This window comes from Kribbella sp. VKM Ac-2566 (assembly GCF_004366005.1).
In the GTDB taxonomy this organism is placed as follows: domain Bacteria; phylum Actinomycetota; class Actinomycetes; order Propionibacteriales; family Kribbellaceae; genus Kribbella; species Kribbella pratensis.
The window spans coordinates 590,574-605,759 of sequence record NZ_SODT01000011.1 but is presented as its reverse complement, the minus strand read 5'-3'; the positions used below and the strand labels follow the sequence as shown (position 1 = coordinate 605,759).

The 15,186-nt window shown below is 67.4% G+C and carries 15 protein-coding genes; 2 read left to right on the top strand and 13 right to left on the bottom strand.

The genetic code is table 11. The features are described 5' to 3' along the window. The first annotated feature begins 185 nt into the window (after window positions 1–185). Complete coding sequence (locus EV647_RS25700; RefSeq protein ID WP_134007085.1) at window positions 186–728, top strand: NUDIX hydrolase; 543 nt, start codon at window positions 186–188, stop codon at window positions 726–728. 485 nt (window positions 729–1,213) lie between these two features. Here the strand turns inward: EV647_RS25700 and EV647_RS25695 are convergent, their stop codons facing one another. Further along, a complete protein-coding gene (locus EV647_RS25695; RefSeq protein WP_134007083.1) occupies window positions 1,214–1,837 on the bottom strand; it encodes a DUF2064 domain-containing protein in 624 nt (207 codons plus the stop codon). Beyond that, window positions 1,834–2,238, bottom strand: a complete 405-nt coding sequence (locus tag EV647_RS25690; protein WP_133785548.1) for a helix-turn-helix domain-containing protein — start codon at window positions 2,236–2,238, stop codon at window positions 1,834–1,836. The genes EV647_RS25695 and EV647_RS25690 overlap by 4 nt, the downstream gene beginning before the upstream one ends. Before the next feature lie 103 nt (window positions 2,239–2,341). Between EV647_RS25690 and EV647_RS25685 the strand changes: the two genes are divergently transcribed. Beyond that, entirely contained in the window at window positions 2,342–3,304 is a 963-nt protein-coding gene (locus EV647_RS25685) for an NADP-dependent oxidoreductase (protein ID WP_134007081.1), read from the top strand. Here the strand turns inward: EV647_RS25685 and EV647_RS25680 are convergent. The 11 genes from EV647_RS25680 to EV647_RS25630 form a co-directional block, all read right to left on the bottom strand. Beyond that, window positions 3,301–3,966 (bottom strand): response regulator transcription factor, encoded by a 666-nt coding sequence (locus EV647_RS25680; RefSeq protein ID WP_134007079.1) that lies wholly within the window; start codon window positions 3,964–3,966, stop codon window positions 3,301–3,303. The two genes, EV647_RS25685 and EV647_RS25680, sit on opposite strands and share 4 nt — an antisense overlap. Before the next feature lie 158 nt (window positions 3,967–4,124). After that, window positions 4,125–4,910, bottom strand: a complete 786-nt coding sequence (locus EV647_RS25675) for an A24 family peptidase (RefSeq protein WP_202876310.1) — start codon at window positions 4,908–4,910, stop codon at window positions 4,125–4,127. Next, a complete protein-coding gene (locus EV647_RS25670; RefSeq protein WP_134007077.1) occupies window positions 4,892–7,021 on the bottom strand; it encodes a hypothetical protein in 2,130 nt (709 codons plus the stop codon). Before EV647_RS25670 ends, EV647_RS25675 begins: the two co-directional genes overlap by 19 nt. Beyond that, window positions 7,018–7,650 (bottom strand): type II secretion system protein J, encoded by a 633-nt coding sequence (locus EV647_RS25665; protein ID WP_134007075.1) that lies wholly within the window; start codon window positions 7,648–7,650, stop codon window positions 7,018–7,020. The genes EV647_RS25670 and EV647_RS25665 overlap by 4 nt, the downstream gene beginning before the upstream one ends. Then, window positions 7,644–8,093 (bottom strand): prepilin-type N-terminal cleavage/methylation domain-containing protein, encoded by a 450-nt coding sequence (locus EV647_RS25660; RefSeq protein WP_134007073.1) that lies wholly within the window; start codon window positions 8,091–8,093, stop codon window positions 7,644–7,646. Before EV647_RS25660 ends, EV647_RS25665 begins: the two co-directional genes overlap by 7 nt. After that, window positions 8,090–9,295, bottom strand: coding sequence for a type II secretion system F family protein (locus EV647_RS25655; protein ID WP_134007071.1), 1,206 nt, complete (start codon window positions 9,293–9,295; stop codon window positions 8,090–8,092). Before EV647_RS25655 ends, EV647_RS25660 begins: the two co-directional genes overlap by 4 nt. A gap of 3 nt (window positions 9,296–9,298) precedes the next feature. After that, window positions 9,299–10,933, bottom strand: coding sequence for a GspE/PulE family protein (locus EV647_RS25650; protein WP_134007069.1), 1,635 nt, complete (start codon window positions 10,931–10,933; stop codon window positions 9,299–9,301). Further along, window positions 10,930–12,024 (bottom strand): type IV pilus twitching motility protein PilT, encoded by a 1,095-nt coding sequence (locus EV647_RS25645; RefSeq protein ID WP_134007067.1) that lies wholly within the window; start codon window positions 12,022–12,024, stop codon window positions 10,930–10,932. Before EV647_RS25645 ends, EV647_RS25650 begins: the two co-directional genes overlap by 4 nt. An 85-nt stretch (window positions 12,025–12,109) precedes the next feature. Further along, window positions 12,110–12,460, bottom strand: a complete 351-nt coding sequence (locus EV647_RS25640) for a type II secretion system protein (RefSeq protein ID WP_134007065.1) — start codon at window positions 12,458–12,460, stop codon at window positions 12,110–12,112. Between the two features lie 46 nt (window positions 12,461–12,506). Further along, window positions 12,507–13,268 carry an AAA family ATPase gene (locus tag EV647_RS25635; RefSeq protein ID WP_134007063.1) on the bottom strand — a complete coding sequence of 254 codons (762 nt, stop codon included), beginning with the start codon at window positions 13,266–13,268 and terminating at the stop codon, window positions 12,507–12,509. 149 nt (window positions 13,269–13,417) lie between these two features. Beyond that, a complete protein-coding gene (locus tag EV647_RS25630) occupies window positions 13,418–15,184 on the bottom strand; it encodes a helix-turn-helix domain-containing protein (RefSeq protein ID WP_134007061.1) in 1,767 nt (588 codons plus the stop codon). Window positions 15,185–15,186: the final 2 nt, after the last annotated feature.

Sequence of the window (15,186 nt, the reverse complement as noted above, 5' to 3'; positions counted from 1 at the left end):
TCGGGGTGGTCGTCCTACCCCCGCCTCGGGGTGGTCGTCCTACCCCCGCCTCGGGGTGGTCGTCCTACCCCCGCCTCGGGGTGGTCGTCCTACCCCCGCCTCGGGGTGGTCGTCCTACCCCCCGACTGGGGTGGTCGTCGTACCCCGCCTGGGAGTGATTGGGTCGGGGTGGGGACACTTGCGGAATGCTTCATGGGGATGCGGTTGAGGTCTTGGAGCGGTGGCGTGCGCCCGATGCGGAGCAGGAGGAGCTGCGGGCGCATTACCTGCGGCACCTGGCGACGCATCCGGACGGGATGTGGCGGAGCTGCCGACCGGAGCACGTGACGGCCAGCGCGCTGGTCGTCGACAGCACGGGTCAGAACACCTTGCTGACCCTGCACAAGACAGTCGGCCGATGGCTCCAACTCGGCGGCCACTGCGAGCCCGGCGACACCACGCTGAGCGGCGCTGCCCTACGCGAAGCGACCGAGGAGTCCGGGCTCCCGGGGCTGACGGTGAGCCGTGAACCGCTCCAGCTCTCCCGCCATCTCCTGCAGGCCGGCGGCTGCGCAGGTGCGTACCACCTCGACGTGCAGTTCCTGGTCACCGCGACAACGACGGAGTACGTCGTCAGCGACGAGTCGGACGACCTGGCGTGGTTCCCGCTGAACGCCCTTCCGGTTGACACCGACACCAGCGTCCAGAGCCTCGCAACCCGAGCCAACCACCAGATCCCGCAGACCTGACCGCCCGAGGAACACAGGCGTGTGGGCCGACTCAAGTCAGCCGGCCCACCTCCCCACAGCAGGGCACTCCCCACCTCAGCCCCGCAACAACCACCTGTGTCCCCGTTGTACTGCCCCCGTGCTGTGATCGCCTGCTGGTAAAGCGGTTTCAGGCACCCCCGTGCCTTTCCCCTGGTTGTACTGCGATCCCCGCGATCGTGCGTCCCCCATGATCCCCGTAGGTACAGCGCTCCCCGTGATACCGCGTCCCCGTGATACCGCATCCCCGTGTCCCCGTGGTGCTGCCGGTGTGCGCAGTCCCCGACTGCGGCACGCCGTTGTGGTGCGATCCCCGTTGTATGGCAGGCCCGAACCGCATCCCCCCGGTGCGGTCGGGTCGTCGTCGGGTGCCGCCCCTGAACGGCATCGGCGATCACTTGGGCTTCCCCGTACTGCCCGCGTTCCCCGTTGCATGGTGAACGAGCGGGCGGGGGGAAGGTGACGGCTCAGGAGTGACGAAGTATGGATCTCGTGGCGTCCCAGCCTTCGAGGCCGGGATCCAGTCGCGCTAGGTCAGCATTCGATCGCAGACGGTGCCAGCCGGGCCCGATCGCCACGGCGTGACGGCGGGGTTTGCGGGCCTCGAGGAGTTCGAGTGGAGTGTCGAACGTCGGGGCGAGTTCGACGAGCCAGTCGGCGACGGGGAGCTTCACGCCGATGGCCGCCAGCGAGCCGTCCTCGGCGGGCGTGACGGCGATGTCGGCGTTGCTCAAGGCACGGAACAGCTTGCCGATGAGCAGCCCGGGAAGGTCCGGTACGTCGTGCGACACCGCGACCACTGCTGCGGCCGGGCCGGCGAGTTCCACCGCATGCAGGACGGGCCGATCGGGATCGACGGCGTACGTCGGTGTGCCGGGCCAGGTCAGTGCGCGCACCTCGGCCACAGCGTTCTCGTTACCGGCGACTGCGACCGCGACGTCGACCCGGTCGAGCGCAGCGATCACTTCGTACGTGTCCTCGGCCATCGCCAACCGCCACGCCTCGGAGTCCCTGCCCGGCGGAGCCCAGGTCCCAGCGGCCGGCACGACAACCACCACCACCCGACGATCTGCCCCGTCCGAAGCGGTCATGCTGGGGTGCTCGCGTCGTAGGTGCTGCGGGCGGCGGCTACTTCGGGCATGTGGGCTTCGGCCCACGACTTGATGGCGGAGATGAGTGGCATCAGGGTCCGGCCCAGTGGTGTGAGGTCGTAGTCGACGCGGACGGGGACGGACGGCGTGACCGAGCGGGTCAGGAGGCCGTCGCGTTCCAGGGAACGGAGGGTCTGCGTCAGCATCTTCTGGCTGACGCCGGCGATGCGGCGCGACAGGTCCGAGTAGCGCTGCGGGCCGTCCGCGAGGGCGGTCAGTACGAGCGTCACCCACTTGTCGCTGATGCGGTCGAGGAGTTGCCGCGCAGGACAGGTCGCCAGGAACGCGTCGTACTCGCGCGCTGCCTCTTCGCGGAGCTGTGCTGCGGTGCGGGTCGGCATGGCTCTCCTCGACGTACGGAACGCACTCCGAAGTGCGTACTTCCCAGGAGAGAGTAGCTCTCCGAGAGTGGTGCAGTCCCAGACACCACGAGGAGAGAACGATATGCGCGCACTAGTCGCCCGCCGGCTGGACGGGCCGGAGGCGATCGAACTGATCGAGACCGACGTACCTGAGCCGGCCGCGGGGCAGGTACGGATCAAGGTGGCCGCCGCCGCGGTCAATCCCGTCGATCTGGCGGTCAGTGCCGGGATGCCGGTGGAGTTCGGCCTGACTGCCGCGAGGCAACAGTTCGGCCTCGGCTGGGACGTCGCCGGCACCGTGGACGCCTTCGGGCCGACCCAGAACGATGGCCGCGAAACCACGCGCGGAGGCCGGCTTCGCATCGGGGACACTGCGGTCGGAGTTGCGGACCTGCTCGGGCGCGATCTCAAGACTCATGCGGAGTACGTAGTCCTGGACGAGGAAGCCGCGACGTCGGTGCCGAGGAAACTCGCCTTGACCGAGGCCGCGACCTTCGGGCTCAACGGCCTGACAGCGCTGCAGGCGATCAAGGCGCTCGAGCCTGAGCCAGGTCAGACGCTGTTGGTCACCGGAGCCGCAGGAGGAGTGGGCGGGTACGCAGTAGAAATTGCGAAGTACCTCGGCCTGACCGTCATCGCTGCCGCCAGCGCGCACGACGAGGAACTGGTGCGGCTGATGGGCGCGGAACACTTCGTGGACCGGTCGCAGGACCTAGCTACAGCGGTACGGCGGATAGCGCCGGGCGGCGTCGACGCCCTGGTGGACGCAGCGGTCGTCGGTGTCGGCGCCCAGGAGGCTGTGCGCAACGGCGGCCGCCATGTGCACGTACAAGGAGGACCGCGCCCACCACACCTCCGAGGGATCAGCCTGAAGCAGCTCTTCGTGCAAGCGAATCGGAGTGATTTGGAGGAACTGGTGCGACTGGTCGACGCAGGACCGCTCTCGACTCGCGTCGCGGACGTTCACCCGCTCACGGAGGCCGCGGCCGCCTACAAGCGCCTGGCTGGGGGCGGTGTGCGCGGCAGGCTGGTGCTGGTGCCCTAAGCGGTAGCGCTCAGCTCGGACTTGATCAGACCGAGGCGCAGCCCGGCCATGATCGCGTTGGCCCGGTTCGTCGCTCCGAGCTTGTCGTAGAGGCGGGACACGTACGTCTTGGCCGTCGACAGACTGACAAACATCGAGGCCGCGATCGCCGGCACCGAGTGCCCACTGGCCAGCAACGACAGGACTTCCTGCTCCCGCGGGCTGAGCGCAAGAGTGGTGACCGGCCGCGGGGCAACCTGCCCGCGTCGGGCGAGAGCCGATGCGAGACCGGTCGCGGTGAAGGAGACGGCCGCCACCGCAGCGTGCCGGATCGCCCCGAGCACTTCCGCGTTCGGGGCGGTCTTGCCCACGAACGCGGACACCCCGGTCTCCAGGGCCCGGAACAGGACGTCGTCCTCGTCGTGCGACGTGAGTACGACGATGCCCAGTGCCGGATGCCGGTCACGCAACTCACGGGCGAGCCGAAGGCCGTCAGCATCCGGCAGCATCACGTCGAGGATGACTACATCAGGGAGCGCGGCCGCGATCTGGGCCGGCGCCTCTGCGGCGAGCCCGCACTCACCGACGATGCTGATCTCGGAGTCGGCGCTGACCAGCCGGATCAGTCCGTACCTGGTCAATGTGTGGCCGTCGATGACTACGACCGTGATCGGCTTGCCCATGATGTATGCCCCCGTTGACTCCCCAGCACAGCGTGACGAGTATCACCTGCTGTAACTATGATCGGGCACGCTCAACGGATTGTTACGCACTTCAAACGGGTGCTTTTAATCTAAACGACCTAAACGCTCCGTAACCAAGTGGCGGAGGCCAGGCAGCATCAGGCGAGGAGCGCCTCGTACCACGCGGACAGCGGGCCCGCGGCGAAGACGGCGAGCAGGACGCCGGCAATCATGAACGGCCCGAACGGTAGCGCGGTCTTCCGGCCACCGCGCCCAATCCCCATCACCACAAGGCCGACGGCCGCACCGAGCACGAAGGCCGCGAGGGCACCGACCAGCAACGCCTGCCATGAGAGGTACGCCAGTACGGCGCCGACGAGGCCGGAGAGCTTGACGTCACCCCAGCCCATCCCCGCCGGGTACGCCACCGCCAGGAGCAGGTAGAACCCGAACAGCGCCGCCCCGCCGATCACAGCCCGTATCAGCGCCCGCCCGTCGTGGTCCCACGCGGCGGCGCCGACGAGCAGCGCCAGCAGAATCGGGTACGACGGCGCCACGATCGCGTTCGGTAACCGTCGTACGTCGAGATCTATCAGCGCGAGCGCCACACCGGCTCCGGTGAACCAGAGGTACGCCGGAAGCGCGGCAACCGTGTCGAGCCGCAGGGCGATCGCGCTGAACAGGAGGCCGGTCGCGAGCTCGACGAGCGGATACCGCACGCTGATCGGCAACCGGCAGTCCGCGCATCTCCCGCGCAACATGATCCACCCGATCACGGGCACGTTGTGCCTGGGACGCACGAGACTGCCACACCGCGGGCAGTGCGACGGCGGATTCACCACCGACTCGCCTCGCGGCACCCGGTAGATCACCACGTTCAGGAACGACCCGACGGCCAGTCCGAGCAGCCCGGCGAACAGCGCGATCATCCCGGCCTCGACCAACTGAGCACAGTCACCTGCCGATGCCCTGGACTGGGGGCCATCGGATTACTGTCCACAAGGGCCACCTTCGATCGCAGCACCGGCGCCCCACCGGCCGAACACGGTCCCGCACCGGAGCAGATGTACGCCGACAAGTACAAGCTGAAGACAAACCCGGGCGAGTCGTCAGGCACTTCGATCACCACACCGCCATAGGAGAAGCTGCCGGTCTCCTTGATCCACAACGACCTGGAGACGACCCCGAACCGGAACACCTGTTCAGCCGCGTTGTTGAGCGTGATGTCCAATGCGGCCTTCGGCGTGTACGTCGTTCCCTGAACGTAGAACTGGTTGCCGGATTGGTTCGGTGTCGACACCAGGGCACAGCTCGTACTGCCGGTTCCGGTGTACGGCCCGGTGCGGACACATCCGCTGCCGGCCCGGAAAGCCGGCGGCGTGAACTTCAGCTCCAACTGCAGCGCGTCGATGTCCAGCAGGTCGGTTTTGGCCGGGTTGGCGAGGTTCGGCGTCAGGGTGATCGTCGCGCCGCTGAAGGTCCCCTTGTAAATGGCATCTGCGATCGCGCCGGTGCGAGCAGCGTCGAGCGGGATCAAATCCGTGCGGAAGGCTCCGCTGTTCGCCGGGATCGTGATCGAATCACCGACGGTCAGATTCGAAGGCTTGACCTTCAGCGTGACATCGAACTTCTCCGTCGAGGCCGGATCGCTGTGCCGATGAACGACCTTGACCGCTGCGGACTGCAGGACCGATCCGGCCGGCACCGCGCTCGGCGGGACGAAGCCGTCGACAGTCATGACCGTCGAGTCGTTCTTGCTCGTGCTCTTCCAGGTGGCGAACCCAGTGTTGTCGATGGCGGACAAGCTCGACGGGGACGCCGTGACGCCGAATCCGCCCGCCCTGCTCACGGCGTCGAGCTTGAGTGCGCTTGCGTCGGCCCACGCCGTCGGCGTCTCCGATCCCGACGACAACCCGTACAGAGCCACCGGCGCTGCGTTGGAGTCGTACGTCCCGCAGAGCTCGGCCTGTGCGGCCCTGACGGCCAGTTGGCTCTCGCCGCCGAAGATGAACTGCACACCGATCGCGTTGCCGTTGTTGATCGGGTTGTCGCACGACCCCGGGATGGTCGGTCGCACGGGCGGGGTGGAGATGATCGCGCCTGCGGAATTGACCGGCGTACCGGCGACCAGGTAACCGTTGTCGACAGTCCAGACGTCGCCACCGTTGGAGTTCAGCAACGGGTTGGCGTTGTCGCCGCTGTTGTGGAAGTCGAAGTAGTACACGCCGGTTGCCGCCGGCTTGCCGCTCCCGTCGTACACCGGCGGGAACCAGAACGTACTGCCCTTGCACGAGCTGCTGGAGCTCATCATGTCGGACAGGCCCTTGGCGTCGTCGTAGTACCCGGGCTCGAAGCGGATCACCGAGTTCGGCGTCGTACAGCTCGGAAGTGTCCGGTGCGGCAAGCCTGCTATCGACGCCGCCGGCAGATAACCCGGGTCGTCCCCGAGCGGATTGCTCGCTCCGCCGATGTTGCAGTCCGCCGCCGGAACGGCCTGGATCGTGCCCGCGCAGCTACCACGCGCCCAGGCGTTGGCGTTGGTGTTCAGCGCTCCGTTCACCACGTTGATGTTGGAGTTGGAGAACACGTTGCCGTGAACCCGGAAGGTGGAACCGGTCGGCTGCTGGATGTTCAGTCCGTCCTCTCCGGAGATCTTGCCCAGGGTGAGGATGGCATTGCCGGGCCGGTTGCACTGCGAGAGCGACGGGCACTGGATGAGCACCTTCTTCGGGTCGGCCGTGCAGGTGACCGCGGCTGAGCTCGATCCGTAGAAGCTACTCAGCTGAAGAGTGTCGCTCGCGCCGAAGCAGTGTTGGCCGGCGTTGTGGTTGTAGGTGCTGTTGCGGAGGTTGTTGATCGCGGCCTGCATTGCGCCGTCGGCGTTGTAGGTGTCGGCGACCTGGTCGCGCAGGCCGACGGTGGTGCGCACGCTGGTGTCCGAGAGGTTGAGGAGCGCGGTCAGGCTGAGCGCGACCACAGTGATCACGATCAGCGCCAGGACGAGCGCAGCGCCTTCGTCGCCGCGAGCTCGGGCGCGCGCGATGCGGTCTCTCATTGCTGCCTCCGCTGACCGTTGAGGGTGATCGGGTAGTCGCCGACGGATGCCCGCGTGACCTGGAACGTCACCTTCACCTGGTCCGGTACGTCGGTGCTCTCGCAGTCACTCGAACAGGTCACAGCGAGACTCCCGGGCTTCACGTTGTGCGCGAGGACGACGTCTGTCCCGGTGATCGCGGGACCAAGGCACTTGATCCGGTGCAACTCACTCACGGCACCGACCGGTTTCAGGTAGTACGCGACGACATTGGTGGCGGCGTCCTGCATCGATACCGCTGGATTCCATGCGTCCGAGAGCAGCCGCAGCGCGGCGGTCGTCGAGCCGCAGGTGTATCCGCCGGCGTTGTACGCCGCGTTCAGCTGCACCGATTGCCTGAACGGCACCGAGTCTCCGTTGATCGCGGCCCAGTCCCGCAGGCCGAGCTCGGCGACGTCACGAGCGAAGTACGACGAACTGATCTGGGCGTCGTGCGACAGTTCCAGCCGGTCGGAGGTGTCGGTGGTGTTCCGGAGGGCACCGATGACGACGTTGGCCAACGGCACCGTGATGATTGCGAGGATCGCCACCGCGAGCATCAGTTCGACCAGGGTGAATCCGGCCTCGGGGCGGGTTCTGCGGGTCAGCATGACGTCTCCAGTCCGCACGGCTTCCGCAGTACGACGTCCACGCGCTCGGTGGCCCGACCGTCGTCACTGGCCACCTGGACCGTGAGTTGCTGAAGCCCGAGATCCGTGGTGCAGCTCGACTGCCATGCGCTGCCGGACCAGTACCGCATCGAGCCGGTCACGACCGTCGGGGTGAACCCCGCCGGAGTGGTGAAGCCGGAGTGCGATTGGTACCAGGAGCTCGTCCCGCAAGCCTGGTAGTTGCCCGTAGCAACCGCAGATTGGATCGCCTCGGCGTAGTCACGGACCGCGGTGCCTGCGGTCGATTGTTTGCGATGGACATCGGAGACCAGCACGCTGGTCACCAGGCCGGCCATGATGGCGACCACCGCGATGCCCATGATCGCGACCGCGATCAGGACCTCCAGCAGCGATTCGCCCTGCTCTCCGCGAGGGCTGGTCATGTCTGGACCTGGCGGAAGATGCCGTACATCGCCGAGACCAGCGCGACCGCCACGAAGCCCACGATGAGGCCCATGACAACGATCACGAGCGGCTCGAACAGGCCGATCAGCTTCTTCAGCTTGTAATCGAGCTCGCCCTCGTAGTACTCGGCGGTGACTTCCAACTGGGTGTCCAGCGTTCCGGTGTCTTCGCCGACCCGCATCATCTGGGCCGCCGTCCTGGGAAAGAGCTTGGTCGCGGCCAGGGGCCGGGCCAGACCCTCTCCTTCCAGGAGCGCCTCACTCGCTATGCCGAGGGAGCGCCGGAAGACAAGATTCGGGAGAGAGCCGGTGGCCACCCGGAGGGCCTCGGGCAGCTGCACTCCGGCGCCCACCATCGACGCCAGGATGCGGCAGAACCGTTCGACGAGTGCGAACTGGATCGTGTTGCCGAGCACAGGCAGAGCGAGGAACAGCTTGTCCCGCGCATAACGGCCGCCGTGGGTCTGCACCACGCCGAGGATCAGCAGGGCGAAGAGTGCGACGCCACCGCCGACAGCCCACCACCATGCGGTGAAGAAGTCTGTTATCGCGAGCAGCATCCGGGTCGGCAGGGGCAGTGTTGCATGCAGGCTGTCGAAGAAGTCCTTGAAGCGGGGCAGGACGAACGCGGCCAGTACGACCACCGTGACCATCGACATCACGGCGACGATCGACGGGTAGATCATGGCCTGCTTGACCTTGCGACGGGCCTCGAGGTCGCGTTCCAGGTACTTCGCCAGTTGTCCGAGCACCGTGTCCAGCTGACCGCTCAGCTCCGCGGAGCGGAGGATGCCGCGGTAGTACTCAGGGAAGATCTTGGGATGGCGGTCGAAGCAGTCCGACAGCTTCTCGCCGCCGCGCAGCCCGTGCTCGACCTCGGCCATCATGCGGCGTACGGACGCGTTGTCGGCCTCCTCGCCGAGCGAGTGCACGGCGTCGATCAACGGCAAGCCGGCCCTGATGAACGCGCCCAGCTGGCGGGACAGGTGCATGACCTCCTCGCGCTTCACCCGGCGCGGGGTGATCTCCAACTGCAGGAGGCTGCGCTTCTCGGTGACCCGGATGTCGCGCAGCTCGCGCTCGTAGAGAGCGAGCTCCGCATCCTCACGGCTCTCCGCCTTGGCGGTGCCCTTCGCGACCTGGCCGTCCGGCGCGATCGCGACGTACGCGAATCTGGTCATCGGTCAGCTCCCGACCATGTAGATGGAACGCATGACCTCGCCGACGGTGGTGATGCCCTGCTCGACCAGCCGGACGCCTTCCTCGGTGAGGGTTCTCATGCCCTCGTACCGCGCCACCTTGCGGATCTCGTCGTGCGAGGCACGGTCGACGACCAGCTCACGGATCGCGTCCGATACCGGCATCAGCTCGTACACACCGGTCCGCTCCAGGAAACCCGTCTGGGCGCAGAAGTTGCAGCCCGCGCCGTGCAGGAAGCCGTCTGCCGGCGTCGCGCCACCGGCGCTGGCAAGGAACGCGAGCTCCTCGGCCTTCGGTTCGTAGTACTCGCGGCAGTTCGTGCAGACCCGTCGTACCAGACGCTGGGAGACCACAGCCGTCACCGAGGATGCGATGAGGAAGGTCTCGATCCCCATGTCCAGCAGTCGGTGCAACGCGGTCGCGGCGTCGGTCGCGTGCAGCGACGAGAGCACGAAGTGGCCGGTGAGCGCGGACTGTACGGCGATCCGCGCGGTTTCCACGTCGCGAACCTCGCCGACCAGGATCACGTCGGGGTCCTGCCGCAGGATCGACCGCAGACCGCCGGCGAACGTGATGCCGGCCGCCTCGTTGATCTGGATCTGGTTGATCGAGTCGAAGGTGTACTCGACCGGGTCCTCGATCGTCATGATGTTGCGCTCAGGGCTGTTGATCTCACCCAGCGATCCGTAGAGCGTCGTGGTCTTGCCGCTGCCGGTCGGTCCGGCGCAGATGACCATGCCGTACGGCGCTCTGAGCAGGCCCGAGTACGTCGCGGCCATCTGGTCCGGCATCCCGAGCTGCTCGAGCCGGAACAACGGCCGGCTCTTGTCCAGCAAGCGGAGTACCACCTTCTCGCCGCCGACCACCGATGTCGTGGAGACCCGGATGTCGACCGGCCGCCCCTCGACGTCCATGCTGATCTGGCCGTCCTGCGGACGTCGACGCTCGACGATGTTGAGGTCGGCCAGGATCTTGATCCGGCTGACCACCGCCGGGCCGATCGACCCTGGCAGCTCGAGTACGTCGTGCAGCGCACCGTCGATGCGGTAGCGGACGCGGACGCGGTCGCCGTGCGGCTCGATGTGTACGTCGGACGCCCGGTCACGCAACGCCTGGGTGATCACCAGCTGGACGACCTGCACGACGGGCGCGTCGACACTGGCCCCGGGTGCATCCTCGCGGAAATCCTTGCGAACCGCGTCGCGAGCCTCGAAGACCTTGACCCGGTCGTCGATACCGGTCAGCGCGCGGTAGGCCGTACCGATCGCATGCAGGACGTCGCTCGGCGCCGCGAGCTTGACGATCACCCGCCGGCCGAGTGCGGATTGCAGATCCTCGACAACCGACGGGTCGGCCACCGCGACCGTGACGACGTCGTCGCGGACCTCGAGCGGTACGGCGACCAGACTCCGGGCCGTGTGTTCGTCGATCAGGGCTGCGGCGGTCGGGTCAGGGCTGGCCGTGCGCAGGTCGACCAGTTCCAGGTTGTACTGCTCGGCGAGGTGACGAGCGCGGGTCCGCTCGATGTGCAGGTCTTGTTCGGTGGCGGCGGGAAGGACCTCGGGCCGCAGGTTCGGCGCGGCGTGCCGGGCTTCGGGGGCGGCTTTGCGGAGCTTCATGCCGGCACCCCCGCCCGCAGCCGCGGCCGCGCCTCGACGTCCTTCGGGTAGAGGCTGCGCGCGACGGCGTCGTCGTACGTGATGACGCCGTTCTGCACGAGCGTCGACAGGGACTGTTCGAGCGTCAGCATCCCGTCGCGCTGACCGGTGACGACCGAGTTGCGCAGCTGGTGCGTCTTGCCTTCCTTGATCAGGTTGCGTACGGCGGCGTCGGCGACCATCACCTCGTACGCCGCGATCAGGCCACCGCCGATCCGTGGAATCAGCCGTTGGTACACGACTCCGGTCAGCGCGGCGGCGAGCTGGACTCGCACCTGAGCCTGCTGCTCGGCCGGGAAGACGTCGATGATGCGGGCGAGCGACTGTGCGGTGTCGTTGGTGTGCAGGGTCGCGAAGACGAGGTGGCCGGTCTCGGCGATGGTCAGGGCGAAGCGGATCGAGTCGAGGTCGCGCATCTCACCGACCAGCAGTACGTCGGGGTCCTCGCGCAGCGCCGAACGCAGCGCGTCCGGGAAACTCGCTGTGTCGCTGCCGACCTCGCGCTGGTTGACCGCGGAGAGCTTGTGGTCGTGGACGTACTCGATCGGGTCCTCGACGGTGATGATGTGGCAGGCGCGGTCGGTGTTGATCTGGCCGATCATCGCGGCCAGGGTCGTGGACTTGCCGGAGCCGGTCGGGCCGGTTACCAGGACCAGCCCCTGATGCTTGCGGGCGAAGTCGTACAGGACGGGCGGCAGGCCGAGTTCGTCCATGGTCGGGATCTGGCGCGGGAGCATCCGGAGCGCGACCGCCGTGTCACCGCGCTGGGTGAAGGCGTTGCCGCGGATGCGGGCCTCGTCGCGCCAGGAGAACGAGAAGTCGTGTTCGTGCTTGGTGTTCCAGAGTGCAGCTTGCTCGGCGGTCAGGACTTCGCCGAGAAGGGTGTCGGTGTCGTCGCGGGTCAGTGGGTCCAACCCGTTGACGGAGTACAGGCGTCCGTGGACGCGGAGCTGTGGTGGCATGCCCGCAGTCAGCAGGAGGTCGGTGCCGCCGGCGTTCCAGAGCTCTTCGAGCAGCAGGTCGACCCGGCTGCCACGAGCAAGACTGATCATGGTGCTTCTCCAGGTAGTTGGTGTGTGCAGCGTGGAACCGGCGGGGAAGGGCCTTGGGGAACCCCTCCCCACCGGAGTCAGACGATCAGCCCTTGAAGCCGGCGCACTTGCTGGTAGCCGCTCCCTGGAGCGTCGTGATCGCGGTGGCGGTCGCGGCGTATTCCACGCTGGCGGCCTCCGAGTGCAGGAAGCCACTGGCCACGAGAGCAGTCATGGTCAGCGGGTAGGCCTCGTTCTGCGCGTAGGCGGCCTCGGCGGCAACGGCTACCGTCTTGACATCGGTCTTGCAGGCGCTCTCGGCGCCACGGTCCTGGATGCCGTTGACGGCGAAGACGACGATGCCGGACAGCACGCCGAGGATGATGATGACCATCAGGAGTTCGATCAGGGTGAAGCCGGATTCGTTCTTGCGGGCTTCGTGGATTCGGTTGAGCATTGGTTTTCTCTTTCTGTGCAAAGGATTTGATGGATGTGAGGCGGTGCTACGCGGAGGGCGGATCGCGGCTGCACCTCCCATCACTCGCGACCAGGACGTCGGCGAACTCGCGCACGGCCTGGCTGACGGGGTGGTCCGGGTAGCCGACGGTGATGGGCTCGCCCCGGTTGATGGAGGCGGGTACGTCGGTCCAGTTGGGGAGCTGGACCGTGATCGGAGTCCTGACCAGCTGGTCCACGTCGGCCGCGGTCAGATCGGCCCGACGGTCCGACCGGTTGACCACGACCGACCGAGCGCTCGCGTCGTACAGCAGGTCGAGGACGTCGAGCGTCAGCCGCAGGTTCTTCAGCGACGGCCGCTCCGACGTCGCGACCAGCACCTGGTGGTCGGCCGCGTCCAGCGCCGCGAGTACGGATGCGTTGAACTGCGCCGGCGTGTCGACGACCACATAGTCGTACGCATCACGCAGTACGGGCAGGAGTTCGTCGATGAGGGTTTGCGGGATCTGCATCGCGTTGCCAGGACCTGTCGGAGCCAGCAGGCAGTCCAGGCCCGGGCGGAACGGCGTCATCAGCCCAACCGCTTGTTCGCTGGTCAGGCGTCCTGCCCACGGCAAGGCGTCGCACAGGCTGCGCGCCGGACGCAGGCCGAGGATGCAGGCGACGTCGCCGAACTGCAGGTCCAGATCAACCAGGCAGACGCGGCGGGTGCCCAGGGAGCTCAAGGCGACCGCAAGGTTCGTGGCGACGGTGGTCTTGCCACTGCCGTCCTTGGCCGCGAAGACCGTAATGATCCGCCCGTCTGACATCCCGACCCCCTGACGCCACCCTGTGTCACCGCACTGCGCGTTGACCTCGCCTAAAGAGTGGCGGTGCAGCGGATTTCGTCACAGCGGGTGAACGGATGACAGGCCACATCGTTCGGATGACGTGGTGTCAGCCGAACGGCTGACAGGGATCAGCCGAGGGCGGTGTGGAGGCGGAGGGCTACTTGGACGTCGAGGGCGCGGTCTGGAGACTGCCAGCCGTCGCCTAGTAGGGCGGTGATGCGGTCGAGGCGTTGTTGGACTGTGTTGGGGTGGATGTGGAGTGAGGTGGCGGCTCGGGTTGGGCTCTGGCCGGCGGCGAAGTACGCCTGCAGTGTGCCGATGAGGTCGGTGCCTCGCTGGGTGTCGTAGTCGAGGACCTTGCCGAGCACATGGTGCACGTGGGTGCGTACGTCGACCTCGGAGGCTCCGACCAGGCCTGCCACGCCGAGGTCGTCAGGCGTCGCGGATTCGCTGGTGCGGCCCAGGCGGAGCATCGTGGTGACCAGGCGAGACGCCTGTCGGTGTGCCTCGACCAAGGGCTCTCCCCAGGTCGCGGGGCCGGTGACAGCGATTGTCACGCCGGTGCGCTTGGCCAGCTCGGACAGGTCGCGTGCTGTGGACGTGGCGCTCGTACGAGCAAACAGCAACACCAAGTCCCCGCCGTACGGACCAGACAGCACCAGTCTGTCTTCCAGCGGTGCGGACAGCCGAGCACGTACGGCGGTGTGGTCGCCACGGCACACTGCGACGACCAGGCGATCGTGACTGTGGCTGGGAGCGAGCAACCGGAGTCGATCGGTCAGAGCGCGCGGATCGGCGCTTCCGCTCAGTACGTCGGCCAACAGGTCTGCCTGTGCACGTTGGGATTGCTCAGCGGCCTGTCGACGGAACAGCAGGACCAGTGCCGTGACGACGGCTGCTCGCTCGACGATGCGCTGATCTGCGCCGGACAGGTCGTCGGCACCGCCAATGACCAGCGCACCGAGCCGTTCGCGCTTCGCGGTCGCTGCCACGACCCAGCAGTCACCGATGCGAGTCAATCGACCGGACTCGGACTCCTGCCACGGCACCGGCGTACCGGGGACGTTTCCGGCCGCTGCCAGCTCGTTGCCGCTGGCATCGACCAGTACGACCCACATGTCGAGCAGCTCGGCCAGTGCGGCGGCGATGGCGTCCACATCCCCGCCTGACAACACGATCTCCGCAAAACGGTCGTGCGCGGCGGCTGCGTGCTCGACGCCCGCGTGTGCAGCAGACAGCTGGTCCAGTGCCGCAGCGGTCTCCGCCGCGGCACGTACCTGCACCAGGGTCACAGCGGCCAGTGTGGCCAGTGAACCGAGCAGCGACACCTCGTCACGGCTGAAGGGGCGTCGTGTCCGGTTGGACGCGAACAACACCCCGACGAACGCTCCGTCGACCACCAACGGCGTACCGCAGATCGCTACCAGCCCCTCCTCGCCGACTGCGTCGTCGATCGGCGTGGTGTGCCGAAAGCGGTGGTCAGAGGGGTAGTCCGCGGTCCAGTACGGCTTGTAGGTCTCCGCGACCAGTCCGCCGAGTCCCGCGCCGAGCGGCAACCGCAACTGCTGGAACGCGGCCGAGACGGAGCCGTCGGTGGCCCGCATGTACGTGTCGCCACGGGTCTCGTCGTACAGGGTCAGGTAGGCGACGTCCGTGCCGACGAGTGTGCGGGCGCGGTGGACGATGGTGTGCAGTACGCCGCCAGGGTCGCGGGCGGACGCCAGCTCCCGCGCCACGTCGACCAGTGCGGACAGCTCGGCCTCACGCTTCTTGCTGGCGTCCATGCCCGCCCGGATCCGCAGGGCGAGGTCGCGTGCCACCGCGTCCTCGCCCGCCGCCCGGGCCAGCTCGCTCCCGGACGCATCCTCGGCCAGCAGCCGCAGAAGCTCCTCCATGG

Bases quoted from the DNA above. Each gene is read 5' to 3' on its own strand.
- EV647_RS25700 (WP_134007085.1), top strand. From the start codon at position 186: ATGCTTCATGGGGATGCGGTTGAGGTCTTGGAGCGGTGGCGTGCGCCC.
- EV647_RS25695 (WP_134007083.1), bottom strand. From the start codon at position 1,837: ATGACCGCTTCGGACGGGGCAGATCGTCGGGTGGTGGTGGTTGTCGTG.
- EV647_RS25690 (WP_133785548.1), bottom strand. From the start codon at position 2,238: ATGCCGACCCGCACCGCAGCACAGCTCCGCGAAGAGGCAGCGCGCGAG.
- EV647_RS25685 (WP_134007081.1), top strand. From the start codon at position 2,342: ATGCGCGCACTAGTCGCCCGCCGGCTGGACGGGCCGGAGGCGATCGAA.
- EV647_RS25680 (WP_134007079.1), bottom strand. From the start codon at position 3,966: ATGGGCAAGCCGATCACGGTCGTAGTCATCGACGGCCACACATTGACC.
- EV647_RS25670 (WP_134007077.1), bottom strand. From the start codon at position 7,021: ATGAGAGACCGCATCGCGCGCGCCCGAGCTCGCGGCGACGAAGGCGCT.
- EV647_RS25665 (WP_134007075.1), bottom strand. From the start codon at position 7,650: ATGCTGACCCGCAGAACCCGCCCCGAGGCCGGATTCACCCTGGTCGAA.
- EV647_RS25660 (WP_134007073.1), bottom strand. From the start codon at position 8,093: ATGACCAGCCCTCGCGGAGAGCAGGGCGAATCGCTGCTGGAGGTCCTG.
- EV647_RS25655 (WP_134007071.1), bottom strand. From the start codon at position 9,295: ATGACCAGATTCGCGTACGTCGCGATCGCGCCGGACGGCCAGGTCGCG.
- EV647_RS25650 (WP_134007069.1), bottom strand. From the start codon at position 10,933: ATGAAGCTCCGCAAAGCCGCCCCCGAAGCCCGGCACGCCGCGCCGAAC.
- EV647_RS25645 (WP_134007067.1), bottom strand. From the start codon at position 12,024: ATGATCAGTCTTGCTCGTGGCAGCCGGGTCGACCTGCTGCTCGAAGAG.
- EV647_RS25640 (WP_134007065.1), bottom strand. From the start codon at position 12,460: ATGCTCAACCGAATCCACGAAGCCCGCAAGAACGAATCCGGCTTCACC.
- EV647_RS25635 (WP_134007063.1), bottom strand. From the start codon at position 13,268: ATGTCAGACGGGCGGATCATTACGGTCTTCGCGGCCAAGGACGGCAGT.
- EV647_RS25630 (WP_134007061.1), bottom strand. From the start codon at position 15,184: ATGGAGGAGCTTCTGCGGCTGCTGGCCGAGGATGCGTCCGGGAGCGAG.